Here is a 26901-nt window from a genome sequence, read left to right on the forward strand (position 1 = left end):
CATCACCCCAATGCATTTTCTAAGTCATTTAATAAATCATCAATATGTTCAATACCAACAGATAATCGAAGTGTATGGTCATCTAGACCAAGCTTTCTTTTAAATTCCTCTGGCATTTCTGAATGAGTTTGCGTATGTGGATACGTAATTAATGATTCAACTCCACCTAAGCTTTCTGCGAATGTAATGACTTTTACGCTTCCTAAAACCTGTTCAACCAAACTTAAATCTTTCACTTTGAATGATATCATTGCACCAAATCCAGTTGCTTGTTCTTTAATAATTGAATACCCTTTATGCGTTGGTAACCCTACATAATACACTTCAGTAACATTTGGATGATTTTCTAAAAATTTCGCAAGTACAATCGCATTTTTTTGACTGTATTCCATACGTAAATGTAATGTTTTAATTCCTCTTAAGATTAACCAAGAGTCAAATGGAGCTAATGTTGCACCTGTTGATTTTTGATAATAACGAATTCGTTCATTCGTATATTCTGAATTTGTCACGACAAAACCAGCAAGTGTATCATTATGGCCACCTAAAAACTTTGTTCCACTATGAACAACAACATCTGCACCTAATTCAATTGGTCTAAAGAAATAAGGTGTTAAAAATGTATTATCAACGATCACAATAATATCTCGTTCTTTTGCAATCTCTACTACTCTTTTTAAATCAGTTACTTTCATCATTGGATTTGATGGGGTTTCGATAAAAATACCTTTTGTGTTCGGTTTAAGTGCATCAAGAATATTTTCAATTTCAGTCGTATCAACAAAATTATGCTCAAGTCCATATGGTGAATAAATTTCTTCGAATAAACGATATGTACCACCGTACAAATCATCTGAAACAATTAGGTGGTCACCTTTTTTAAATAAACTTAATACTGCAGTAACGGCTGCATTTCCTGTTGAAAATGCAACACCATAATTTGCACTTTCTAATTTAGCAACAGTATTTTCGACTTCTTCTCGAGTTGGATTTTGTAATCTTGCATAATCATATCCAGTCGATTGATGAAGTCCTGCATGCTTAAATGTAGCAGATTGATAAATTGGATAACTAATCGCACCAGTTAATGGATCATAACCTTTGCTTCCATGTACAGCTACTGTTTCAATCGATTTTTTATTCGTGTTTAAAGCCTCTTTTGTGTTAGTCATTATAAATCCCCCATTTTAGTCAAATAAAAAACCACTTCTTAAAAAATAAGAAGTGGTTATGTCCGCAAAATATACATATCGCTCTTATCTTCCAGGTTTTTCACCTGCAGGATTTAGCACTTTCTAGTTTTCACTAGAGTTGCCGGGTTTCGTCGGGCCAGTCCCTCCACCGCTCTTGATAAGATTATTAAATTATATTCATAAGTATATTAAAAACTCTGATAATTATCAATCATTTTTTTTCGTTATTTCATTATTGGCTTTTCATTTCCATTCAACAGGTAATAAACTTTTATAAAGTGTGCTCTTATATCGATCATCAATTAGTAATAAAGTCCCTTCATCTGATTCAGATCGAATAACTCTTCCACCCGCTTGCATTACTTTATTCATACCTGGAAAGACATATGCATAATAATACCCATTTTTTCCAACCGAATTAAAATGCTCCTTTAAAATATTTCTTTCTAAACAAATCTGCGGCAATCCTACACCAACTACTACGACACCATTTAATCGATCACCCTTTAAATCGATCCCTTCAGAAAATATTCCACCTAACACAGCAAAGCCAACTAACGTTTCCTCATTTAAACTATCAAACATTAAAAGGAACTCTTCTCGTTCAATTTCAGACATACCATTTTCTTGAACGATTGTTTTTATGTAAGGGTATTTTTCTTTAAATAAATCAACACTTTGAATTAAATATTGATATGACGGATAAAAGACTAAATAATTACCTTTTCTTTTCGTAATTTCTTTATAAACCGAATCAATTAATCTTTCTAAATTTCTTTCACGATCTTGGTATCGAGTTGATAGAGGGTCAATTGTTATTTCCAGTTGCTCCCTATGAAAAGGAGAATCGATTGAAATTGTATAATCGCGACTTTGATCACCAAGCATATCTTGAAAATATTGTATTGGCGTTAAAGTAGCTGAGAAATAAATTGTTGAGCGAAATCTTTTTATAACGTCATTTACTACATTAGATGGATCAAGGCAAAATAATTTTAAATGAACTTCACTTTTATAAAGTTCATAATAGCATACATAATTTTCATCAAAAAACTCTGCGATTTTGACGAAGTTGAGTGACTCAAAATAAGTATCAAGAAGAAGTTGTTTATTTTCGTCCTCGTCCATTTCCTGTAATTTTATTTCTACGATTTCATTAAAAGTATGTAGAAGTTCCAATAAATCCTCATCAATTCCCTTTGAAACTGGGGTTACAACGTCCTTCCAATTCTTTCTTAATTCAATAAATCGCTTATTTATTTGATTTATTATAGCATAAAGTTCATCTTTAAAATTTTTATATCTATTTTTCAACTCTAAAAATTTAGATTTGAATAGACTTGCAGAATACATTTCTCTTGCACGATCAACAAGATTATGAGCTTCATCAATTAATAAAACTGAACTTCGTTTATGTTCATCAAATAATCGTTTTAACGATACACGTGGATCAAAAATATAATTTACATCACAAATAATAGCATCTGAAGAATTTAATAAATCTAATGAGTATTCAAAAGGACAGACTGTATGTTTCCGTGCATATTCTTCTATTTTCTCCCTAGTTAGCGCTTTTTCTGATGAAAGAATATCAAGAACAGCCTCATTTATCCGGTCATAATAACCATTGGCAAATTCACAATAATCTTTCTGACACATCGTCTCTGCTTTAAAACAAATTTTATCTTTTGCTGTAATCGTCGTACACTTCATACAAAGTCCTTGATCTGTCATGCGCTTAAACGCTTCTTCAGCAACAGTCCTAGTAATCGTCTTAGAAGTTAAGTAAAACATTCGATTTATACTATTCTCACCTATACTTTTAACAGTTGGAAAAATAGTTGAAACTGTTTTTCCTATTCCGGTTGGTGCAACTGCAAATAAATTATTACCTTCCTGAATGGTTTGATATACCGCACCAGCTAACTTCCTTTGACCTTTTCTGAAAGAAGGAAAAGGAAAATTTAATTCTTTTATTGTCTCATTCCTTAACTCAATATGATCGTATTTCCATTTTGCAAAAGGATAATAAATTTCTAGCATTTTGTATAAGTAATTTGTTAATTCATCCTTTGTAAACAAGAGATCAAAGCTTATTTTTTGCTCAGTTAAAATATTAATATATGTAAGTCTAAGTGTAATCTTATCAAGCTGTAATTCTTCACAAATAAAATATCCATAAACTTTTGCTTGAGCCCAATGAACTGGATGTGAATTTTCATTTATTTCATTCAAATCCTTCATTGTTGATTTAATTTCTTCTATTATATATTGATCATCCTTAAGTAATAGTCCATCACAACGGCCTTCTATCTGAAACACCAATTGATCCAATGTTATGGTGCCGGATATAGCTCGTTCTTTTACGTCCAGTTCACCATATTCTCTTTGGATTTTTTGGTGTGCCTTTGTTCCTTCAATTAATGAAACCGAACTTTTATATGTTACATTGATACTTCCCGCCGTATGAGCATACTCAACTAGCGTTCGAACTGATACCTTTATACAATTCTCCAAGTGAGTACCCTCCTTTTTTTACATTTTATCATAATTCTTCTTTCTTGATTAAGAATAAAATGTATCGATAAAAAAGTTCAAGTTAAAAAACTTGAACTTTTAGAAATCAGAATGCACTATTCAATTAGCAATATAAAACTTGAATATTATATTTTCTGTAAAATTGTAATAATCTCTCCATGTCATCTTTTATTGCTTCTAGTGGTATTACAATGGCTTGCATACTTGTAAAGTAAATATAAAAGTAATTCTTCGTTCCCTTTATTTCAATTATATCATCCCACTTTATTTCATGAACACTTGATTGTGTAATTTCTTTAATCCCATTCTCATCTACCTTTAGAGAATGTTCGCCGAATAATGATTGATCGTTCTTTTCAGTTAACTGCTTAATCATTTTGTTTTTTGATGAACGGTAGAAATACTTTGGAAAATAAATGAACCAAAGTATGGCTGCTATCGCAAAGGCAAGTAAATAACCAAAAAGCGGTTGTTTGAAAAGAAAGGAAATTAAAAATGGTATTACTAAATAGATTAAACTCACAGCAATTCGTTGATTAATTAACGACTTTTGAACAGTTTTTGAGTGTTTTAAATGATGTAAATTAAATTCAATATAATCATCCAAATTAATTTCATAATTAAGTTTCATACTTGACCTCCATTTTCGCAAAAATAGTTTAATCACTAATATATTTTAACATTAGAAAAAAACAGAAAATAAAGATATTTTATCTACTTATGTTAAGTTGACTTTTCAAGATTCATAGAATTAATTCTTTTATTAAAAATTCGTAATAATTCATTTCCAAAGTTCTAATTTTAGATTTTTGGCATAAAAATGGTTGTCATACCTGTAAATCAGACTTTTAGAAACGCAAATAAAATTGGAAAAGCTGCAAATAAAATTTGAGAATCGCAATTAAATTTATCAAAACTGCAATTAAAATCCTAATAATCGCAATTAAAATTTAAAAGTACCCATACCAGTAAAGGTATTACGTCCTAAAAAACAAACAAAAGCAGATCATTTCAAATAAAAAACTTGCAAATATACCCTCTATTTAAGAAAAGAACCTACAATAATAGCTAAAAAAGCCCGATTAGATCATCTGCAAATGAAAAACCCCGTTGAAATCCCCTCACACATGGCACCAGTAAACTTTCCAATAAAAAAGGGCCGCTCATATGTCAGTTAACCTGACTTTTGAGACAGCCCCAATCTAATTAATAAAAATCAATTATGCTCCATCATTAATGAAGCTATATTGCGCCATGTATAGCTTATAATAATGTCCTTTTAATGCTAATAACTCTTCATGTGTACCGCTTTCCTCGACATTTCCGTTTCCGATTACCATAATTCTATCGCAGTCACGAATCGTTGATAATCGGTGGGCAATAACAAATGAAGTACGGCCTTCTAATAGCTTTTCAATTCCATTTTGGACAAGCTTCTCTGTATGTGTATCGATATTCGAAGTAGCTTCATCTAATATTAAAATTCTAGGATCAGCTAGTAGAGCACGAGCAAAAGAGATTAATTGTCTTTGACCTAATGAAAGTCTTGATCCCCTCTCGTTTACATCCGTATCATACCCATTTTCCATTTTAATAATAAAGTCATGAGCATGGACTGCTTTGGCTGCAGCAATTACTTCTTCATCTGTAGCATTTAATTTACCATATCGAATATTTTCCATAATCGATGTTGAGAATAGGAATGTATCTTGTAGCATAATTCCCATTTGACTTCTAAAAGATTCTAAATCTACTTTTTTAATATCGTTTCCATCTACTAAGATTTCACCTTTTAAAGGATCATAGAATCTACTTAAAAGTGAAACAATCGTCGTTTTCCCTGCTCCAGTCGCACCTACCAATGCGATTTTTTCACCAGGATTTATTGTGAAATTCACATTTTTTAAGACTGTAGAGTTTTCATCATAACCAAAAGTCACATTTCTAAATTGAACTTCACCATTAATTCGTCCAATTGGAGGTGCATTTTCTTCACTAATAATTTCTGGATCAATATCCATAATGTCAAAAATACGATCAGCTGCTGAGAAGTTTGATATTAATGTATTATAAAAGTTAGATAAGTTCATAATTGGACGCCAGAACATACCAATATACATTGAAAATGCGATTAATGTTCCGACTTCAATATCTTGACTCGTTACAAGCTTATATCCAACATAAAATACAATTACAGTACCAACACCCCATGAAAGCTCAACTAATGGCCAGAAGAAGTCATTCATTTTTACTGCTCTCATGAATGAGCCCATTAATTCAGAGACCTTTTCTTTGAAGTCTTTTTCTTTATCTTTTTCTTTCGCAAAGGATTGAACTACTTTTATTCCTGAAAAGTCTTCATGTATAAACGCAATTAAATTTGAACGTTTCTTTCTGTATTCATCCCATCTTTTACGTGCACGTGTTTCAATATAAAACATGGCAACTGCCAAAAATGGAAGAATTGATACTGATGCGATTGCAAGTTTAACATTTAAGATAAACATTACGACTGTAACGCAAACTAAGCTTAGTAATTCTGGAATTAATGTTTGAATACTTTGGTTGAATAAATTTTGGAGAGCACTAATATCTCCCATTACACGAGCCAAAATTTTTCCTACTGGTCGATTATCAAAAAATGTAAATGATAGTTTTTGAATATGCGTGTAAAGCTCATGACGAATATTGACTAAAATATTATTCGTAACGGAGCTGATCATCGTCCAACGTGTTTTTGAAGCAATCATTGCTAAGAAATTTAGTGCTAATAGTACAGCTCCAATCATTATGAGCCCTTTTACATCGTGATTTTTAATATTTGTATCAATTGCTACCTTTAGTAAATATGGGTTTAATATGCCAATTACCATTACAAATAACATTAAACAAATAACGGTAAATGTTTTTAATTTATATGGTTTTAAATAAGTCCCGAGCCTAAGAATAAGCTCGGTTTTACTCCGATTTAGTTGGTCTTCATCACGATTTATCGTATTTTGTGCCATTAGACCACCCCGCTTTCTACTGTTTCAAAATCTTTGAATTGCTCTTCGTAGACTTCAAAGTATCTTCCTTTTTTATCAAGTAATTGTTTATGATTTCCTTTTTCTACTATTTCTCCATTTTCTACAAATAAAATGACATCGGCATTTTTTACTGCTGAAATACGGTGTGCAATGATAAATGTTGTACTATGTGAGAAACGTTTATTTAAATTCTGTAATAATTCATACTCCGTTTCCATATCTAATGCAGAAGTTGCATCATCTAAAATTAGGATTGGCGCATTTCTTAATAATGCGCGGGCAATTGATATACGTTGTTTTTGGCCGCCAGATAAACCAATTCCTCGTTCACCAATTTCCGTGTTGAATCCTTCTTCTAGCTCTTCAATAAAGTCTAGACAACAAGCAATACGGCAAGCCTCACGGATTTCATCCATTGTAGCTTCTGGGTTTCCTAGTTTAATATTGTTTTCAATCGTATCTGAGAAAAGGAAAGTATCCTGAGAAACGAGAGACATATTTTGACGTAAAGATGTTAGATTGAAATCTTTAACATTAACACCATCTACTAGAACTTCTCCTTCAGCCACATCGTATGAGCGACCAATCAGATGAAGAATTGAAGATTTCCCAGCACCTGTCGTTCCCATAATCGCTACTTTACTACCGCTAGGAATATATAGATTAATATCTTTTAAGACAATTTCATCATTGTATTTAAAGCTTACATTTTTATATTCCACTGAACCGTCAACAAGATTAGGTGTATATGCACCTTCTTTGTTTTCAATTGCAGTTTTACGATCTAAAATTTCAAAAATCTTCTTCGCAGAAGCTTGGTTTTTAGAAAGTACATCTGTTAACCAGCCTAACATTCTCATCGGCCAAATTAAGTTCCAAATATATCCACTAAATGCAACTAATTCACCTAGCGTCATACTATTTTTTAAAACGAAATATCCACCGATAATAATCATTGCAACAAGCACAATATTTGTTAAAAATTCAATATTAGGAAAATATTTACGCATTGTTTTAGCTTGAGCCATATTTAAATCATAATATCCACGATTCATTTTCAAAAATTTCAAAGTCTCATGCTTTTCTCTAGCAAATGCTTTAACCAATCTTACACCCGCAATATTTTGTTGAGCTGTTGTATTAATTTCAGCTGTATGGTCACTTATTTTTCCGTAACCTTTATTAAGTAAGCGATTTAAACGCGTCCCCATATATCCAATTGGGATCATAATTGCTAAACAAATTAGTGCCAGCTTCCAATTAATTACAAATAAGATAACTGTACTAACAGTAAAATAAATAATATTTTCAACAAACAATCTTAGTCCAAACGCAATTGTTTGCCAGATATTTTCGACATCTTCATTAATTCTCGAAAGTAATTCACCCGTATTCATCGAGTCAAAATATTTAAATTCAAAACTTTGAATATGCTTGAACATATCATTTTTTATATCTTCATGTACCTCTGAACTTACTAAGTCATATAAATATTCTTTTACATAACCAAAAATTGATTTAATGATTGTGACACCTATAATACCTCCAATAACTGGTAGGACAACAGATGATTTTCCTTTTGTAATACCATCATCGATAAGAATCATTTGTAAATAAGGAATTAAATGATCCACACCTATTACTAAAACCATTGAAATTGAACCAATAATAAATGAAAACTTATGCCTAAAGACATATTTTAAAATTCGAGACAAATTTATACCTCCCTTGTATCAATTAACCTAACTCTACGCAACCCTCCACTTTTTTTGACAACAAAAAGGCCATGGGAATATTTTCCATACCCCATGGCCATAAAGAAACGTTTCGCCCAAAAACAAACATAAATGAATCGTTTATTTTTGGCACAAAAAAGCCATGGGAAATATAAACCCATGGCTAGATCGTCAATTGAAATCTAAATTTCAACGTGGTCCGTCCTGCGTAGAGATAGGGTTCATAATCATTATGAAATTTTGTGATGCTCCACAGTTTAATTTTCTTGCAATCATCATGTTAACCTACCTCCTTCTTATTAGATATTCTTATCATATACGAGTGGACTTTAAAATGTCAAACTATTTTTAATAAATTAAATTATTTAATTTTATAAACAATTGCTTCATACGGTCTTAAGCTACTATTCACAACCGTTAAACTTGAATCTTTATAATTACTTAAAATTATACTTACTTCATTATAGCTATTACTATGACTAAATTTTGATTCCTCGTTTGTAAAGTTAGCTACAACTAAGAATTTTTCACCATTATACTGTCTTTCATATGCAAATACTTTTTCATCCTTTTCAGCAAGCATTTCAAAAGAACCATAAACAATTGCAGGATTTTCTTTTCGTAATTGAATTAACTGGCGATAATGATGAAAAATTGAATCTGGATCGTTTATTGATTGTTCAACATTTATTTTAGTAAAATTCGGATTTACTGTTAACCAAGGGTTTCCTTTTGTAAAGCCTCCATGCATTTCTTCATTCCATTGCATTGGAGTACGAGCATTGTCTCTACCTTTTGTATAAATCGATTCCATTATGTCTTTATGCTTGTAGCCTTTTGAAATACGGTCATTATACATATTTATCGTTTCAATATCATCATATTCATCAATGCTTTCAAATCTAATATTTGTCATTCCAATTTCTTCACCTTGATAAATATATGGTGTACCTTGCATTAAATGAAGGATTGTAGCGAGCATTTTCGAACTTTCAATACGATATTCTTTATCATTACCCCATCTAGAAACAATTCGTGGTAAATCATGATTGTTCCAGAACAAGCTATTCCAAGCCTTTCCATCAAGCTGAGTTTGCCACTTATTAAAAACTTCTTTTAGCTCTAACAAATTTAACGGCTTTAAATCCCATTTTTCTTTACCTTCTTGTTGATCAAGTCCGATATGCTCAAATTGAAAGATCATACTTAATTCATTTCGAGCAGGATCCGAATAAAGCTTTGCAATTTCTGGAGTTGCTCCCCAAGTTTCACCAACAGTTAGCACATCGTGATTTCCAAAAGTCATTTTATTCATCTCTTGCAAGTATTCATGTAGCTTTGGACCATTTGCCGTAATCTCTTGATCAGGAATCTTTCCAATTAAATCAATTACATCCATTCGGAAACCACCAATTCCTTTATCAAGCCAAAAATTCATCATATTATATACTTCTTCGTGGACTTTTGGATTCTCCCAGTTTAAATCTGGCTGCCTTTTACTAAATAAATGCAAGAAGTATTGTCCAGTTTGTTCATCATATTCCCATGCACTGCCACTGAATACAGAAGGAAGAGCATTTGGTTCACTTCCATTCACAGGATCTCTCCAAACATAATAGTCTCTATATGGATTATCTTTGCTCTTTCTAGATTCAATGAACCACGGATGCTCATCAGATGTATGGTTCACAACTAAATCCATTATGATTTTAATCCCTCGATTATTCGCTTCTGAAATTAATTCATCCATATCATTCATTGTCCCGAACTCTTCCATAATGTCACAATAATCACTAATATCGTATCCATTATCATCATTAGGAGATTTATATACAGGACTCAACCAAATAACATCTATTCCTAAAAGCTTTAAATAATCAAGCTTTTCGATTATTCCTTTTAAATCACCAATTCCATCAGCGTTGCTATCCATAAAACTTCTAGGATATATTTGATAAACTACACTATTATGCCACCATTTTTTCTCCATTTAAATTGCCCCCTAGATTATGTATAAATCTTAAAAACTAATAAACATAATTGTGCTTTCTCTAATTACATCAATATGGTACGTGAAATTCCAAATCATTCATACGCTTTTACTTAAAATTGTGCAAACGCATGCATATTTTTGTAGTAAAACTGCCCTAGTTTTAAAAATCATTTATTCATCTACCCTATTTAACCGCTTACATTTTCTATTTTAACAAGATTGTTCATTAATGCAAACATTTACATTTTTCATCATAGATTTCTATTCTACCGTAAACCTAATATCAGTCTTTGACTTAATTAAAAATCCAAAAGAATTATCGATCCATTTTTTAGTCTTTTCCAGTTATCCAATAAATCTATTTTTTCCTAATTTGAAATTTTTATTAGATAGGACAAGCGATCCTTTCATACTATATAAAGCTATGTATTTTCTATATATTGTTGGGGTGAGAATTTTGTTTAAGCGCAGTTTTCTTTTTTTCATAGTTCTACTTTTATTTTTGAGCACTTCTTTTGTTCAGTCTTTCGCCGCAGAAACAAAACCTGTTTCGCAATTTATCATTATTAATAAGTCGATTAATAGATTAGCTTTTTATGAGAATGGTAAATTGGTAAAAGTTTTTAAAGTGGCAACCGGTAAGAGTCAGGATTTAACTCCTGAAGGCAAGTTTAAAATCGTCGTTAAAATTGTTAATCGCCCTTATTATAAGGAGAATATTCCTGGTGGTGATCCGAGGAATCCGCTTGGCAATAGGTGGTTGGGTTTAAATGCTAGAGGGACATGGGGTACAACCTATGCAATCCACGGAAATAATAATCCAAGTTCTATTGGAACTTATGCTAGTCACGGCTGTGTACGGATGTATGATGAAGAAGTAGAATGGTTATTTGATCGTGTACAGAAAAATACGACTGTTTTAATCACTTCATCAAACATGTCATTTCAAGACATTGCAGTTGCAAATCATTTATTTGATGATGATTCAGGAAGTGTTGTTGTAACAAAACCAACGGATATTCCTACTAGTTTACAACTTGGAAGTGTAGGCTCAGAGGTTGAATGGCTGCAGGATACATTAACAAAAATAGGTTACTCTACAAACGGGGTCGATGGCTATTTTGCTAAAGGCACAGATCAGGCAGTAAGAGCATTTCAACTAGATAACGGATTAACTAGTGATGGTGTTGTTGGTGCTGGTACAAAAAAATTATTATTAGACAAACTCCAAGAAAATAACCGTGAGATAGTGTCGGCTTATTTTTATACATTTACATTAAAGAAAAATGTAAAAACGAATGGCGAGGATCGATTTGATAGTCGAATAAACGGGGTTCAAAAATTAAATTATTAATCTATTAGAGGGTGTCCAAAAGCCTAGCTTTTAATGGAACCCTCTTTTTTTTATAATGAAAATACGAATTGAATTAAATCTGCAAATAAGGAGTTCCTCTATGCAAATAAAGGATGAAATGTCGCAAATGAACAGTGGACTGCAAATAAAATCTGATTTACGCAATTAAAATTAACAAAACTGTAATTAAATTTAGAGACCGCAATTAAATTTAGCAAAATTGCAATTAACTCCTAAAGAATCGCAATTAACTTTAAAAATTACCCATACCAGTTGAGTTATTATGACCTAAAACTAGTACAATAGCAGATCCTTTCTATTAGAAAACTAGCAAATATGCTCTATAGACTAAAAATTCACTATTTTTATATGATAAAGAGCCATTTTATCAACTCAAATATAAAAATCACCATTGAAATACATACAAAAAAGGGGCGTCCCGTTGACAGCCCCTTTTACTTATTACTTTGTTAAATATAAGTACAATAATTTCATCGTATTTTCCATTGCACTATAATGCGTTCTTTCCATACCATGAGATGCATGAACACCTGGTCCAATTAGCGCGCCGCGAATATCTTGTCCTCCGCGTAAAGCAGCAACTGTATCAGAACCGTACATTGGGTAGATATCTACCGCATAGCTAAGTTCATTTTCTTTTGCTAAGTTGACTAAATCAGTCGTCATATTGTAATCGTATGGTCCACCAGAGTCTTTTGCACAAATCGAGACATCGTATTCAGTACAGCTTAAATCATCTCCAATACAACCCATATCAACTGAAATTAATTCTGTAATATCAGATGGGATATAAGAAGAACCATGTCCAACTTCTTCATACGTTGAAATAAATAATTTTGTCGTATATGTAGGTACAATTTTTTCCCTTTTAAATAATTCAAGTAAGCCAATTAAACATGCCACACTTGCTTTATCATCAATAAATCTTGATTTGATAAATCCGCTTTCAGTAATTGTTGTTTTTGGATCGAAGAAAATAAAATCTCCAGGGCTAATTCCAAGATTTAATACATCTTCTTTTGACTTTACACATTCATCAATACGTACTTCCATGTTTTCTGGGTCACGTTTTTTTGTTTTACTATCTTCGAATACGTGAATTGATGGACTTGTAGATAAGAATGTACCTGTATATATTTTGCCTTCACGCGTTCTAATTTGACAATATTCACTATCAAGAGTTGGTACGATTGGCCCACCAATAATTGTAAATTTTAAAGTACCTTTACTTGTAATTGATCGAACCATTGCCCCTAATGTATCAACATGAGCTGATAATCCGATGACTTGCTCATTGCTTTTACCAGGAATTGTGATCACGCCACAACCTTTATTAGTCGTTTCAAAATCATATCCTAAACTATTTGTCCAAGACTGAATTAACTCCATAATTTCAAAGCAAAAACCACTTGGGCTATTAAACTCTAGTAATTGTTTAGCGGTTTGTAGCACATACTCTTTGTCTATTTTAATATTCATAGCTTTTCCCCTTCGATTTTGAAATTTTCATGCAATTCTCAACGTATTTATCATACATTTATTTGTGTTTGTTATCAATAATTCATCATCCTGCCTTAACATGTTTGGCGTATTGCTATTTGATTATTCTCATATAAATGATGTATATCGTATATTAAATGAGGTGAAAATGTGTATTTTTTCAAACCAATCACTGAAGAGGTTCGATTGTTTCAACTAAAATTCACTAAACAAAATAAAACCAAGAAATTTATTTTAGCTTCTATTTTTGCTTGTATTGCTGCGCTTTTTCAAGCTGCAGGTGGCCTTTTGCCAGGTATAGGATTATTTTTAAGTCCACTTGCCACTGCACCCATTCTATTATGTTCCATGTTTTCCATTACGGATGGAGTAAAATCATATTTTCTAACTATTATGTTATTAGTCATCTTACAGCCAACTGAACTGATTGTCTTTCCTTTTACTACAGGATTAGTGGGACTTGGCTTAGGTTTGGCTTTTCACTTTTTTAAAAAGAGATTATCGATCATTGCTACTGGAGTAACTCTTTTAATGTTAGGTATTATGAGTCTATTATTTCTTTTCCACTTTCCAGTCTTAGGGCCAGGATTTTCTGATTCTTTTTCAATCAATACTGTTCTAATTATTTTATTATTTTCTTTCCTTTATTGCTGGTTATGGGTTGAAATTACTTTAATTATTTTTAAAAGATTGGCTCTACTAAAATAACGAATTACATAGAAAACATTAAAAATCCCTTCAGCGAGATCTGAAGGGATTCATTTTATTTTTGATTCGAATTAGCTGCCTGTTAGTCAAAAACCAAAACCACAATCGCTCAACCCTTAATTTTTAAAATTTCTAATCTATGTACTCGATATCATTATTTTGACACCATGCGATCGCTAAGTCTTTATAGCGACTGTCACGATAACTATACCAATCCATTTCAATATTTAACTCTATAACTGCATCTTTAAATCTTCTAAATGCGCCTTTTCCCTCGATTGTTATAAGTAATAGGTTTTGTATTTTCTCATCTTTAACTGTTAAACAAAATTATTTTAATAAATGAACGATAACCATCAATCTGCATTTCCAATTCTTCAATAATCTCTTTTATCTTTGCTTTATTTGTCATAAAGAATCACCTTCTTATTATTTATATTAGGCATATCAGTTGTGTTACTCCGATAATTATACTTGATAGTTCTATCAAATGAATGCAGTTTCCTTCTTAAAAAACTAACTGAAAGAAAATTGGAGCTTTAAAAAGCTCTAATTAGATGATATAAGTGATCAATTTATATTATTATTTATACACTACATAAGTATTGGCTAATTTATCATGTAATGCTGTTTTCCTATTTGAAAAAGCAATCATTAGATAACCAATGAATAAAATGAAACTGGAAACAACTTGAGCTAACCAACGGCTAATTGCCTCAAATACGGATAACTTACTTCCATCTTTATTGATTACTTTAATGCCAACAGTGACCTTTCCAATTGTCCCTTGCAATTTTGTAGCTGGCAAAAGCATTAAGTAAATAATACCAATGAGATCAATGAGTAAGTTGTATGTAATATTTGTGTTAGTAAAGAATTTAAGAAGCAACGGACTTAAAATGAAACCTAATAAAATAATGATACAATAATCAATTATATGCGCGCATAATCTTATCCAAAATCCTGCATATTTAAATTCCAATATTGACTCCCCCTAAAAAGTAACTAGTTTTCTATGAAATCGGTTTGAAATATTAAAATAATTATACCTATCTAGTCATATTCTGTAACTTGGGGTAATTTGCCTTTTTTTCAATGAAATTTAAATAGTCCTTATGCTTAACTGACAATTTGTTGTAGCTAAAAAATGGAAACAGCACTTTTCGTTATGTAGTGCTGTTTCCATTTTTTTCTCTAATTTTCTTTTGAATCCAACTAATTAAGAGCAATGTTAATGGAATAATGATATGTAGTGGTAAATGTAAATAGTAGGGAATCTTTCCAAAACCTACAATACGATGTTCAATATGGTTTGAAGCCATCCATAACGAACTTAGTAGAATGATTACACATATTGGATAAATTAACTGAGAGCTTTTTTTCACATTAAAAATATCAGCTGCTCCAGAGACAGCACAAAAAGCATAAATAGATAATTTTATGAAGCCTCCACATACGAGTAGAAGAATTAAAAATGTATCCAATCTTTGGATAAAATCAGCAATATTAATCGTACTTGCAGCTACTAGAATAGAAAATTCTGATCTGGTTATTTCAGAAACACCTAAAATTGCTATACTTTTCATCGTAAATACGACTAACATTAAACCTGAAAAAAACATTGAAGGTATTCCTACTTTAAATGCTGTTTCTTTCTTATGAAGGTGCGGTAAGATCATTGTGAATGTTATAAATTCTCCAAATGGGAACATAATTCCCAATGGAAATATAGCCTTTATAACTGGTTCCGAACCATTTTCTAAAACCGGTCTTAAGTTATTTATCTGATACACATTTGAAATAAACTCAAAGCCAAAAATTAGTAAAATAAACATAATTATAAATATAAATAGAAATTCTGTTGTTCTGGCAAATGTTTCAATCCCTTTGAATAGACCATAAATCACTACAAACAACATTAATATACCGATTGATATTAATGATGAAGCTGTGAACAAAGTCATAGTCAACAAGTCTTCTAAATCCCGTAAAATTCTCCCTGTGATATAGATAAAAAAATGATATATATCATAGCTACTATTTTCCCAGCATATTCACCTAAAATAACTTGCACGTATTTTGTTAATGGGTATTCTGGAAAAATCTCAAATAATTTTATTTGTAAAAAAAATACCATACAGCCTATAAATAAACTAATAATTAAGCTAATCCAAGCGTCTTGTTTAACTTCAGGTGTAATTCCAACTAATGAAGTAGACCCAATTTCAAACAGAAAAATCATACAAAAATATTGATAACCACTAATACTAGTTTTTCGGTTCATGACTTTCCCTCGATTTAATGAAGAATTAAACTTGATAAAACTTACTTTTATTTTCACCTAAATCCTTCATTACATTTACCGATTTTTGGAAATAGCAATTTACCTCGATTTATTTGCTTATAAATTAGTGACACTTTAATTCCTTACTTCAACAATACAGTGTTGTTTTCCTCGTTTAAGCTATCCTGCCATTCCAAATTAAGATTTTTTTAACTAGATAAACATTCAGCCATTCACCACTAGATCATTGTTGAAATTCAACGAAAGTACATAAGTAAAATAACAGTGAATATATTGTTGTTATGTTGTTTAAAATTTTTAAGATTAGGAGTGATCAACTAATTATGAAGCAACCATTGCGTGTTCTTATTTCCGGAGCGAGCATCGCAGGTCCAGCACTTGCTTACTGGCTTCATCGCTATGGTTTCGAGGTGACTGTGGTAGAAAGAGCTCCTGCATTACGCCCAGGGGGATACGCTGTTGATATTCGTGGTGCTGCAATTTCTGTGCTTGACCGAATGGGTATTCTTGATGATGTTCGTTCATTAGATACCCATATGACTGGCGTTTACTTCGTGAATGATCAAGGTAAAATTAAAGGTAAAATTAGTGAGGCAAGTATAGGCAATCAGCAAGGAATGGATATTGAAATTATGCGTGAGAATCTTAGTAACATTTTGTTCGATTTGACCAAGGATAAAGTTACATATATTTGGGGCGATTCAATTACCTCTATATATGAATCAATTTCAGGGGTAGAAGTTCAATATACGAATGGCAAACCAGATACATTCGATCTAATAATAGGGGCTGATGGAATCCATTCCAACGTGCGAACGTTGAAATTTGGTGACGAAGATCAGTTTAAACGCACTCTCGGCTGTTATATCTCCATTTTTGAATTCGAGAATTATCTTAACCTCGACCATTCTCAAATGCTTTATACCGTTCCGGGTAAAACTGTTGGAATGTATAGCGCAAATGATAAAAAGGAAGCAAAGGGCATGTTAGTGTTCCAATCCGAGCCTCTTAAATACGACCGTTATAATACGGAAGAGCAAAAAAATCTTATTAAAAATGCTTTCGAAGAACTTAAGGGTTGGGAAACACCGAACTTGCTCAAAAAATTGATTAATGCTTCGGATTTTTATTTTGATGAAATTTGTCAAATTAACATGCCCACCTGGTCAGATGGCCGAATTGCTTTAGTAGGTGATGCAGCTTATTGTCCGTCACCCCTTTCAGGTCAAGGCACTAGCCTAGCCCTTGTCGGTGCATATGTCCTTGCAGGAGAGCTGAAAGCTGCTAACGGTGATTACAACAAGGCCTTTATTTCCTATGAAAAAGAGATGAGAAATTTTGTTGAAAAAAACCAAAAAATAGGGCTCTTAACTGCTGGAGGAATGATTGAAAAATCAAACTTCAAAATTTTATTACGTAATGCCATGTTACGTTTTCCCATCTTAATGAATGGAATGTTTAAAATGATTACGAGAATGATCGCGAAAGCTGCCAATGAAATTGAACTGAAAGATTATTAAACTATTTTATAGATTTAAATCACAAGCCTAGTTCAATAAAAGAAACAACGCTCAGAGTAAATTCTGAGCGTTACTTCTTTTTATTAATATCTGAAGTACCCTTATATAATAATTCAACTTACATAACAACACATTCTCTAATTTAAGAACCACTCTTCATTTTTCTTTTTTAAAATCCATTTCCCATCAACAAAAATATATTTATAGCGTCTTGGAATTTTTTGTAAATCTGACGAATTTTTCGTGACAACTTCAATGTCATAATATCTTTTTCGAATTAGTGTAAAGTTCCCATTATCGGCATCGTTATATCTGCTAACCATTTTAATTTTTTTTACTTTTCCTTTAACATCTGTTTCTTTTTCAAATAATTCAATAGACTTTTTTGACAACTGACTTGTCGTTTCTTTTGTAAAGTAGCTTCGAGTTTCATATGACTTATATGTATTTTGAAAGACTATAAACACTAAAATTAGTGCGATTATTGTTGTAATTAAGGCAGTTACTGATACTACATAAGTCACTTTAAAATATTTCTGAAGCAAATAAAAATATCCATAATAAGGTAAAAATACAATCCCTATAGGTAGTCCTAAGTAGAAAACTGATAAATATAAAGTTTGATTGAACAAATCAATAACCTTTAAAGGATCAGTAAGAAATATCAAGAGAACGCTTATTAAAAAAGGGACGCTATAAAGAATAAAAAACCTCTTTGTTACATAATTTGGAATCGAAAATCCAGATAATAATTGCAATAATATTCCTCCGAAAAAAAGCATCTAAATTCTAATTTTAAATAAAAATGTTTATCCTAATATATTTAAAGATTTAAACATATTCTCATGCAACTTAACTGCCATTTACTGCAACATTCTATGAAACTTGTTGAACAACGAGTATTTTCAATGGAAAACAATTTAATATAAAGAGTTATCTTCCTTAATTCTAAATTTAAGTTTTCCATCTTCATCAACAGATTTGATCGTAATGAATATATTTCCAGAATAACCACCTTCAAAATACCCAATTACTGATTCTGTATGTAATTTACCTTTATTGTCTTTATACTGAAGCTCCATTGTACTCTCTCCAACATCCTTAGAGGGATTTATATTTAGTTTATAGTCCTTATGTGAAGCAATTGTAGGTATCTTTATATCGGTTTTAAAATGATAATAGGTCAAATATATTCCGGTTACATTTATATTTGTTTGATTTTTTATTTTAATATCAAATCCACTATGAAAAAAAAAAATAACCTTTTATCCCTACGATCCCCGTTATTAAAATCGCTATTACAACTAAGATTTTTTTCATTCTTTCCCCCTAGATTGATATTGGAACTTTTTAACATTTACATTTTAAATTATAACATTCTTTATTCAACTCTCCTGCCATAAATTTTACAGAGATTAATTAGTTGAGGGGGAAATTATGAAAATAGTAAAAAGAGCAACTTTTATAGTAGTATCCATTTTAGGATCCATTATTTTACTTTTCGCCTCTTCTTTTACTTTTTTAAATCTTGTTAAAATCAATGTTAATAAACCTACTTCACCACTGTCAGCTGGAATAAGGGGTGTGAATTGGGCGGATGAGCGGGATAATTTTGTTGATGGCGTCATTTATGTAAGTGGACTGACTAAAAATGATACACGATTCTGCCAAGGAAGTTGGCCGACAAATTATCGGGCAGTTGTTTGACGAAACTGGTGCTAACACAGTCAGACTACCCATAAATGAAGCGACAGTCGCAAATTATTGGAGCACTTATACAGGGGCCATTAATGCAGCGTTAGAGAGAGGCAAAGTGATTTTTTGCTATTGGCCTCCGAAAAATGGAAAACCTGAAGATCTCAAAAAATATTTTAGCATGTGGAGTACTGTTATTAAAAAATACGGAATCAATCCCAACTCTTATTTTGAACCTATTAATGAGCCCTATGGCTATAATACAAAGGATTTACGCAATCTCTATAATGATTGGCTAACTAGTTTCAATGTTCCGAAGAAAAATGTAATTCTTGATGGAATTGGTTTGGCCGCTCTTTATATTAATCCTCTAGGTGATGACCAACGACTTGACGGAACAATGCTTGCCGTACACTGCTATGCGTTTTATGCAGGTTATGTACATATTAATTCCCTCACAGAAACTGGATGGTCAAATATTTTAACCATCGAAATTGGAAAATACTCCGATCGTACCATCATTACCGAGTGGGGAGCACCAATGAAAAGCGGCTTGGATTATTCGGTAAAAAAGAGTAAAAATGATATTAACTATGTTCGTGCAATGAGCAAAAAAATTAATACGATTGGTGCTGGAAGCGTTTATTGGCCAGGCTTGAGAGATGGGGATTCTTATAGTTTGATGGAGAAAAAAGTCACTAATAAACAAATCACTCTTAAGGTAACAAATCCATCTGGTCTTAAAAAATTGCAAGAATCCTGGGGTATGCCAATTCACTAAAATCGTTCGAATGAAGATGACCTCTTGATGCTTGTCAGGAGGTCATTTCCAATTAAAATGTCTTTTAATTAAGATGATTAATATATAAAAATTGTTATTAGTTACCCATGGACGAAATTGATACCAGAAACATATTCACACGGTTCTTTTTACGTATTTTTAAAACCAAGAAAAAATTTTTTAAATCCATTTCCGCTTGAAAACCTTGCTATTTCAACGTTTTTTCAACCGGGACAATTCACGTCCACAGGGTGGGTAAAGTCCCTGGAGAAATCGTGATTCGAACGTGTTATAGTGGATTTAGGAGGTGTTTCTAATGCAAATTTTAATCTGTAAAGAATGCGAAGAAACTATTGAGTACGCGGAGTATAAAAAAGTTGTGAAAATCTATTCAACTTGCGAAAACTGCAAAAACGAAGCAGCAACTTCAACTGCAAAATAACATAGAACAAAAAAAGCTAATATTGTAATTTAGACCTTATTAAAAAAATTCTTGATTTTTAAAGGTTTAACAAAATATCAATTAATATATTATTGAAAATGAAAAAAGGATCTTACAAAAAGATCCTTTTTTATGTTTATTTGGTCTTAATTCCACATTCTAAGTTCAATAATTAGAATCCTTAAACGATTTTAAAATAGGAATTTCGCATGGATTAATTTCTGATGGAAGGTCATCAAAACTAAAAAATCCTAACTCGAGCACTTCGCTTTCTTCTGGCTCAAATTGTCCTGTATATTCAGTACAAATATAAGTCGCAATTACGTTATATACCTCATCTCCATGAGGATATTTATAAAAAAATTCTTTTCCAGAAAAAATGTTAAAAAACTCAAGGTTTAATGCTGTTAGACCAGTTTCTTCCTTCAGTTCTCTTTTAGCCACTTCTTCTAAATTTTCTCCTAGTTCTAATGATCCACCAGGTAATCCCCAAGTCTTATTATCTTTTCTTAATTGTAATAATACTCTCTTTTGTGAATCTAGTAGAATAACATTTGCACCTACCATTAAGATCGGTCGGCTACCAACAACTTTTCTTAAATCCATAATATATCCCATTGATCTTCTCCCCAATATACGATGATTATGTTTAATTCAACTTTATCAAATAATTCCATTTTATTCCAACTTATAACCAAAAAAGTAGAATTCACAAAAGTAATATTTTACCAATTTAATTACATATATATACTCTAGTTGTTTTAACTTTAAACAACAAGAAAAGATTTAGATCAAACTATCTTTGTTAAAAGGAGAAAAGTGAATGAGGTTGAATCATTTAAATTTATGTGTTGATGATTTATCAGAAGCTAGACAATTCTTTGAAACATTTTTTGATTTTAAATTTCTAGAACAAAAGGAAAAGCTCTTGTAGTGTTAAGTGATGAGAATGGATTTATTCTCGTATTAAGTGATCCAAAGGCATTTAAGAAGCAAATGGAAATTAAATACCCTGAAGCTTTTCATGTAGGTTTTTTAGTGGAAACGGCAAGTGAAGTCGAACAACAATATGACCGTTTAATAGCTGGGGGCATCCAAATAGATAAGGAACCTTATACAGTGAGAGGTAATAGTTATGGCTTTTATTTCACAACGTTTAATAATTTATTGATTGAAGTTTCTTGCTTTGACGATCGAAATGGTAAAAAAATTTCAAAGGCTCTAAGTAATGATTAACCTAGATACATGCTCCGTCCCAAGGTCTGATTGGAATCTTGTATTTATACATTTTTCAATCAATTATCCGCTTATTAAAACAACCACTGGAGTGTATTAATTCCTCCGTGGTTGTTAAACTCATAAAACACAAATCGACTAAAAGTTCACGGTACAATTTCAAAAATCGTACCCATGTTTAAGTCAGTCACTTTCATAGAACCATAAACTGCTAAATAGATTTTTGTTTGATTTAAATTCGTTCCCAAACCTAGATAATAGGCCGGTTGAGATCCAAAGTCATAATCTGTTTGTATGACACTGAAATCACTTTGTTTACCATCTGGCCTTAATTTCGTATAAGCTAATACTCCTTTAACCTGTGCTTGAGATCCTTTTTGTACCAAATCGGTAAACACAACGCCACCAGTTAAACTAGGTATTTCATTTCCCATGTATGGCTTGACTCCAGTAAGTGCAGTTCCTTCAAATTTATCTGGTCTTGGATCTTTATGAAAATAACTTGTTAAAGGTTGAAGACGGCTCGCTGAAAGTGTTACTGATTGATCATAATAAGCTATTGTTTTCTCATCCAAATCTGGATTTTCTGTGCATCCTTTTATTGTTGAAGTAGGAAAAGCCCCTTCCCAACCTCTCCAGCCAAAGTTAATAAATCCGTCCATCTCAGAATCTGAATTCATATCGATTAATTGAGTGACCGGAATTGGTTTATAATGAACAAATGAAAAAAGCGACTCGACCAAATCCTGACCGACATTTCCAACATATTTAATATATTGATTATAATATCTTTGATATGAAATACCTGTTATATTACGAACCCCTTTAGCTATTACTGTAAGTGTTTCTTGAATACTTGTTGGAAGTTCATTAAAACGAGTGACAATAGGTGGATTATTGCCGTTTATGTTTCTATCTACATCAATTTCAATTATTTTACCTGCAATTTCCAAATTATCTTGGCTTAAGTTAAACGGGTCATAGCCTGATCCACCGTCTCCTGTTGTTAAAACAAGTTTACTTGTTTCAGGTGAAAAATTTAAGGTGTTAAGCCCATTATGATTCAAGAACGGTCTTCTGATATTCAATAATGTCCGTCTTTTTTGAGGCTGACCATTTGTTTGTAGAACCCATTCTTCAACTGTATCAATATGGTTATATTGAGTTTCCCTATTTAGCCATTTCAAATTTAATGTTTTGGGATCACATGGATTCGGTTTAAAAGGGTTAGAAAGAGCACTTGGCCCCCCGGAACCAGCTACTGAATAATGAAGATAAAACAACCCGTTATGATAAAAATTAGGATGAAATGCTAATCCAAGCAATCCGCGTTCATCATAGCCTCCAGAATCACCTAATTTTAATACCCGAGGGCGAATATCTAAAAAAGTCCTGATTTCACCATTTCCTATGTAAAAAATCTCGCCTACCTGTGTTGCAATAAATAATCTTTCAACTGAATCACCTGGAAGAATAGCTGTTTTCATTACGGTTGGTAAATTAATCTTACTAACAACTGGACGTAAATTAACTTTTAGCAACTAACAATACACCTCCTTCATATTATTTTCTTCTATAAAATTATGAAGGGAATAGTTCTATTAGTACCGAAATTCATTTCTAATAGGACGATGAAAACTTTTTATGATTCAAATAGAATGATAGTTTCTTTTAGTCTTTATTGTTAGAATAAAGGGCATATACCTGTACATATGTTTTTATCAATTTGTCTTTTAATAGAAAGGAAGAAGGAACATTGATCACTGCAATATTTATTTTTTTATTAGCCGGTTTAGCTGAAATTGGCGGAGGATACCTTATATGGTTATGGCTAAGAGAAGGTCAATCTGCTTATTTAGGATTAATCGGAGGGATCATTTTGGCAGTTTATGGTGTCATTGCAACGTTCCAAATTTCCCCATCCTTTGGTAGAGTTTATGCTGCCTATGGAGGCGTATTTATCGTTCTCTCAATCTTATGGGGCTGGGGTGTTGATAAAAAATCACCTGATTTATATGATTGGATCGGTGCAGCAATCTGTTTAATCGGTGTGTCTGTCATTTTATGGGCACCTCGTAATTAATACCCTTGCGTAATGATATCAAACAGCAAATCGACTATTTAGTCGATTTTTTATTTAAGAATTTGAAGGAGTACAAGAAGAAATTGAACTATTTAATTAAGAAAATTAATGTTTTTATTATAAAGGAGGGAAAAATTGTCATTACAAGTAGGCGATATTATTACATTTGAAAGAACTTTTACGGTAGAAGACGTTGAATTGTTTAGGAAGGTTTCTGGTGATGCGCAGCGCACACCATATCACGCCTGACGAACATGGAAGACTTGTCATTCAAGGTTTGTTGACTGCAACTTTACCAACTAAAATAGGTGGAGATCATACCGTACTAGCACGAACGGTAAATTTCGAATTTTCAAGACCAGTTTACTCAGGTGATACCATAATCTGTGAAGTTACGATTGAGAAATTTGAAAAAAAAGAGAATCGAATATCGATCTTGTCATCCTTCTTATGTACCAATCAGAATAAAAAACAAGTATTAAGTGGGAGCTTTACAGGAGTAATATTATAACCAAGGAAAATGAACATAATGGACAAAATATGAAGTAAAAAAACGAGTACACTGCAGTGGAAACTAGCATTCTTCTTTTCTAGCAACTAAATGAAGGATTCCCGGCTGCTATTGTAGAAGCGATAAGACTTAGACCACATTGCAGCCAACCTGACAATGGCCAAAGTCTCAAAACACGAACATCCTACAATTGGCTACTTTGGCAAAAATCAAAATCACTCTCTTAATTTTGATATAAAGACTGTAATGCCAAATGCTCTAAATCTTTTTTTACATATATATCATATTGAGTATTCTCATTAAATCTCCTACCACTAAAATTCATCGGTAATTTCGTCTTATACGCAATCCCATTCTTCTTCAATTTTCCAATAATCATAAAATAGTTTTGGTATCCATACGTAGTATAGATTAATTTCCACTTTCGGTTTAAATATAATTGAATGAAACTATACAGTACTATAATCATAAATACATAGATTGCTAGATTTAACATATTTAGTCCCTCCAATTTATACTTTTTATTTAACATATTAAATAACTACTAGTTTTTATGTATGGATTTTAGAAAATTATTATTTTGCTTTCTATTTAAGTAAAAACACTCCAGTAAATGAATACTGGAGTGTAAATTTTTAAAAGAATCCTAGTTTACTCGGTGAATAACTAACTAGTAAATTCTTTGTATTTTGATAGTGGTCCAACATCATTTTATGCGTTTCACGACCTACTCCTGAATTTTTATACCCACCAAAGGCTGCATGTGCAGGATATGCGTGATAGCAGTTTACCCAAACTCGACCTGCTTCGATGTTTCGTCCGAATCGATAAGCAGTATCCATATCACGAGTCCATACACCCGCTCCTAATCCATATAATGTATCATTAGCGATTTCCAATGCCTCTTCTTTGTTTTTAAATGTAGTAACCGAAACAACAGGGCCAAAAATTTCTTCCTGGAATACTCTCATTTTATTGTTCCCTTTAAAAATAGTAGGGTTTACATAAAAGCCATCTTTTAATTCTCCATCAAGAACATTGCGACTACCACCAACTAAAACTTCTGCACCTTCATTCTTTCCAATTTCAAAATAAGATAAAATCTTATTCAATTGCTCGTGCGAAGCTTGAGAACCGATCATTGTTTGAGGATCCAATGGATTTCCTTGTTTAATCGCTTTAACACGTTTTACTGCTCTATCCATAAATTCCTCATAGATTGATTCATGAATAAGCGCTCTTGAAGGACATGTACATACTTCTCCTTGATTTAAAGCAAACATCGTAAAGCCTTCAAGTGCTTTATCGAAAAACTCTTCATTGTCTACTACATCTTCAAAGAATATATTAGGAGATTTACCACCTAATTCTAATGTAACAGGAATTAAATTCTTTGAAGCATATTCCATAATTAGTCGCCCAGTTGAAGTTTCACCAGTAAATGCAATTTTTGCAATTCGATCACTTGAAGCTAACGGTTTACCTGCTTCAAGCCCAAATCCGTTTACAACGTTAACAACTCCAGGTGGCAATAAATCTTGAATTAGTTCCATTAAAACTAATACTGAAGTTGGCGTTTGCTCAGCAGGTTTTAGAACAACACAATTCCCTGCAGCTAAGGCTGGAGCAAGCTTCCATACAGCCATTAATATTGGGAAGTTCCACGGAATAATCTGGCCGACAACCCCTAATGGCTCTTTATAATGATATGCAACTGTATCACCATCAAGTTCACCGAGTGATCCTTCCTGCGACCTGATACATCCGGCAAAATAACGGAAATGGTCTATAGCTAAAGGAATATCTGCAGCTAACGTTTCACGAACAGGTTTACCATTTTCCCAAGTTTCAGCGACAGCAAGATATTCTTTATTTGCTTCCATACGATCAGCAATCTTATGTAAAATATTTGACCTCTCAGTTACTGACATTCTCCCCCATTTACCTTTTGCACCGTGTGCTGCATCAAGTGCTTTTTCGATATCTTCTGAAGTCGATCTAGCTACCTCACAAAAGACTTGTCCAGTTACAGGCGATACATTTCCAAAATACTGTTCTCTTACTGGTCTTACCCATTCCCCACCAATAAAATTGTCATAACGATTTTTAAACGTAATTAATGAACCAGATTTTCCAGGTGTTGCAAATACCATAATGATTCCCCCTTAATAGCTTGTCTCTTTATAAACCTATGAATGCGTGTAACTAACTATGACTAATAATAGATAATTTGTTTAGTAGAAATTTTTTGATTCA

At 32.2% G+C, this 26901-nt stretch carries 22 protein-coding genes, 3 pseudogenes and 1 riboswitch; of the genes and pseudogenes, 9 read left to right on the forward strand and 16 right to left on the reverse strand.

Annotated elements, in window-relative coordinates:
* Positions 1-2: 2 nt before the first annotated feature.
* The 6 genes from COI44_RS15065 to COI44_RS15090 form a co-directional block, all read right to left on the reverse strand.
* Positions 3-1172 carry a trans-sulfuration enzyme family protein gene (locus COI44_RS15065; protein WP_098428696.1) on the reverse strand — a complete coding sequence of 390 codons (1170 nt, stop codon included), beginning with the start codon at positions 1170-1172 and terminating at the stop codon, positions 3-5.
* Between the two features lie 81 nt (positions 1173-1253).
* Positions 1254-1357: riboswitch (SAM riboswitch) on the reverse strand.
* A 79-nt stretch (positions 1358-1436) separates the two neighbouring features.
* Positions 1437-3710 carry an ATP-dependent DNA helicase gene (locus COI44_RS15070; RefSeq protein WP_098428697.1) on the reverse strand — a complete coding sequence of 758 codons (2274 nt, stop codon included), beginning with the start codon at positions 3708-3710 and terminating at the stop codon, positions 1437-1439.
* Positions 3711-3834: 124 nt separating this feature from the next.
* Positions 3835-4362: a YcxB family protein gene (locus COI44_RS15075; protein ID WP_098428698.1), complete on the reverse strand. Its 528-nt coding sequence runs from the start codon at positions 4360-4362 to the stop codon at positions 3835-3837.
* Between the two features lie 589 nt (positions 4363-4951).
* Complete coding sequence (locus COI44_RS15080) at positions 4952-6739, reverse strand: ABC transporter ATP-binding protein (RefSeq protein ID WP_098428699.1); 1788 nt, start codon at positions 6737-6739, stop codon at positions 4952-4954.
* Complete coding sequence (locus COI44_RS15085; protein ID WP_098428700.1) at positions 6739-8475, reverse strand: ABC transporter ATP-binding protein; 1737 nt, start codon at positions 8473-8475, stop codon at positions 6739-6741. Before COI44_RS15085 ends, COI44_RS15080 begins: the two co-directional genes overlap by 1 nt.
* A 382-nt stretch (positions 8476-8857) precedes the next feature.
* Complete coding sequence (locus COI44_RS15090) at positions 8858-10486, reverse strand: glycoside hydrolase family 13 protein (protein WP_098428701.1); 1629 nt, start codon at positions 10484-10486, stop codon at positions 8858-8860.
* A gap of 613 nt (positions 10487-11099) precedes the next feature.
* Here COI44_RS15090 and COI44_RS15095 point away from each other — a divergent pair.
* Positions 11100-11843, forward strand: a complete 744-nt coding sequence (locus COI44_RS15095; protein WP_483295490.1) for a L,D-transpeptidase family protein — start codon at positions 11100-11102, stop codon at positions 11841-11843.
* 462 nt (positions 11844-12305) lie between these two features.
* Here the strand turns inward: COI44_RS15095 and COI44_RS15100 are convergent, their stop codons facing one another.
* Positions 12306-13343, reverse strand: coding sequence for a M42 family metallopeptidase (locus COI44_RS15100; RefSeq protein ID WP_069034425.1), 1038 nt, complete (start codon positions 13341-13343; stop codon positions 12306-12308).
* Between the two features lie 171 nt (positions 13344-13514).
* Here COI44_RS15100 and COI44_RS15105 point away from each other — a divergent pair, with 171 nt between their 5' ends.
* On the forward strand, positions 13515-14072 hold the full coding sequence (locus COI44_RS15105) for a hypothetical protein (RefSeq protein WP_098428702.1): 558 nt from the start codon (positions 13515-13517) through the stop codon (positions 14070-14072).
* A 132-nt stretch (positions 14073-14204) separates the two neighbouring features.
* On the opposite strand, the gene COI44_RS24865 is transcribed toward COI44_RS15105, so the two are convergent.
* The 3 genes and pseudogenes from COI44_RS24865 to COI44_RS15120 form a co-directional block, all read right to left on the reverse strand.
* On the reverse strand, positions 14205-14375 hold the full coding sequence (locus tag COI44_RS24865; protein WP_098428703.1) for a UPF0158 family protein: 171 nt from the start codon (positions 14373-14375) through the stop codon (positions 14205-14207).
* Between the two features lie 280 nt (positions 14376-14655).
* The gene (locus COI44_RS15115) at positions 14656-15054 is read right to left on the reverse strand and encodes an RDD family protein (RefSeq protein ID WP_179887138.1); all 399 of its coding nucleotides are present in this window, start codon (positions 15052-15054) and stop codon (positions 14656-14658) included.
* A gap of 184 nt (positions 15055-15238) precedes the next feature.
* Positions 15239-16356: pseudogene (locus COI44_RS15120) on the reverse strand (GerAB/ArcD/ProY family transporter).
* 344 nt (positions 16357-16700) lie between these two features.
* On the opposite strand from COI44_RS15120, the gene COI44_RS15130 reads away from it, so the two are divergent.
* The gene (locus COI44_RS15130) at positions 16701-17897 is read left to right on the forward strand and encodes an FAD-dependent monooxygenase (RefSeq protein WP_098428707.1); all 1197 of its coding nucleotides are present in this window, start codon (positions 16701-16703) and stop codon (positions 17895-17897) included.
* 137 nt (positions 17898-18034) lie between these two features.
* On the opposite strand, the gene COI44_RS15135 is transcribed toward COI44_RS15130, so the two are convergent.
* Entirely contained in the window at positions 18035-18655 is a 621-nt protein-coding gene (locus tag COI44_RS15135) for a hypothetical protein (RefSeq protein ID WP_098428708.1), read from the reverse strand.
* A 162-nt stretch (positions 18656-18817) separates the two neighbouring features.
* A complete protein-coding gene (locus COI44_RS24220; RefSeq protein ID WP_179887140.1) occupies positions 18818-18979 on the reverse strand; it encodes a hypothetical protein in 162 nt (53 codons plus the stop codon).
* Between the two features lie 355 nt (positions 18980-19334).
* On the opposite strand from COI44_RS24220, the gene COI44_RS15140 reads away from it, so the two are divergent.
* From COI44_RS15140 to COI44_RS15150, 3 genes are all read left to right on the forward strand, one after another.
* Positions 19335-19604 carry a hypothetical protein gene (locus COI44_RS15140; protein WP_098428709.1) on the forward strand — a complete coding sequence of 90 codons (270 nt, stop codon included), beginning with the start codon at positions 19335-19337 and terminating at the stop codon, positions 19602-19604.
* Positions 19549-20373: a cellulase family glycosylhydrolase gene (locus COI44_RS15145; RefSeq protein WP_142329267.1), complete on the forward strand. Its 825-nt coding sequence runs from the start codon at positions 19549-19551 to the stop codon at positions 20371-20373. Before COI44_RS15140 ends, COI44_RS15145 begins: the two co-directional genes overlap by 56 nt.
* A 316-nt stretch (positions 20374-20689) precedes the next feature.
* Positions 20690-20815 carry a GapA-binding peptide SR1P gene (locus COI44_RS15150; protein WP_098428711.1) on the forward strand — a complete coding sequence of 42 codons (126 nt, stop codon included), beginning with the start codon at positions 20690-20692 and terminating at the stop codon, positions 20813-20815.
* A gap of 165 nt (positions 20816-20980) precedes the next feature.
* Here the strand turns inward: COI44_RS15150 and COI44_RS15155 are convergent, their stop codons facing one another.
* On the reverse strand, positions 20981-21433 hold the full coding sequence (locus tag COI44_RS15155) for an NUDIX hydrolase (RefSeq protein WP_098428712.1): 453 nt from the start codon (positions 21431-21433) through the stop codon (positions 20981-20983).
* Between the two features lie 205 nt (positions 21434-21638).
* On the opposite strand from COI44_RS15155, the pseudogene COI44_RS15160 reads away from it, so the two are divergent.
* Positions 21639-22051 (forward strand): annotated as a pseudogene (locus COI44_RS15160) (VOC family protein).
* 146 nt (positions 22052-22197) lie between these two features.
* Here COI44_RS15160 and COI44_RS15165 read toward each other — a convergent pair.
* Positions 22198-23538: a PQQ-dependent sugar dehydrogenase gene (locus COI44_RS15165; RefSeq protein WP_098428723.1), complete on the reverse strand. Its 1341-nt coding sequence runs from the start codon at positions 23536-23538 to the stop codon at positions 22198-22200.
* A 269-nt stretch (positions 23539-23807) separates the two neighbouring features.
* Between COI44_RS15165 and COI44_RS15170 the strand changes: the two genes are divergently transcribed.
* The gene (locus tag COI44_RS15170; RefSeq protein WP_098428713.1) at positions 23808-24134 is read left to right on the forward strand and encodes a YnfA family protein; all 327 of its coding nucleotides are present in this window, start codon (positions 23808-23810) and stop codon (positions 24132-24134) included.
* Positions 24135-24269: 135 nt separating this feature from the next.
* Positions 24270-24645: pseudogene (locus tag COI44_RS15175) on the forward strand (hotdog family protein).
* A gap of 223 nt (positions 24646-24868) precedes the next feature.
* Here COI44_RS15175 and COI44_RS15180 read toward each other — a convergent pair.
* Both COI44_RS15180 and exaC read right to left on the reverse strand, forming a co-directional pair.
* Complete coding sequence (locus COI44_RS15180; protein WP_098428714.1) at positions 24869-25141, reverse strand: hypothetical protein; 273 nt, start codon at positions 25139-25141, stop codon at positions 24869-24871.
* Positions 25142-25280: 139 nt separating this feature from the next.
* A complete protein-coding gene (exaC, locus tag COI44_RS15185; RefSeq protein ID WP_098428715.1) occupies positions 25281-26798 on the reverse strand; it encodes an acetaldehyde dehydrogenase ExaC in 1518 nt (505 codons plus the stop codon).
* Between the last annotated feature and the right edge of the window lie 103 nt (positions 26799-26901).

Origin of the sequence: Bacillus sp. AFS088145, assembly GCF_002564465.1 — a bacterium.
GTDB lineage: Bacteria > Bacillota > Bacilli > Bacillales > Bacillaceae_G > Gottfriedia.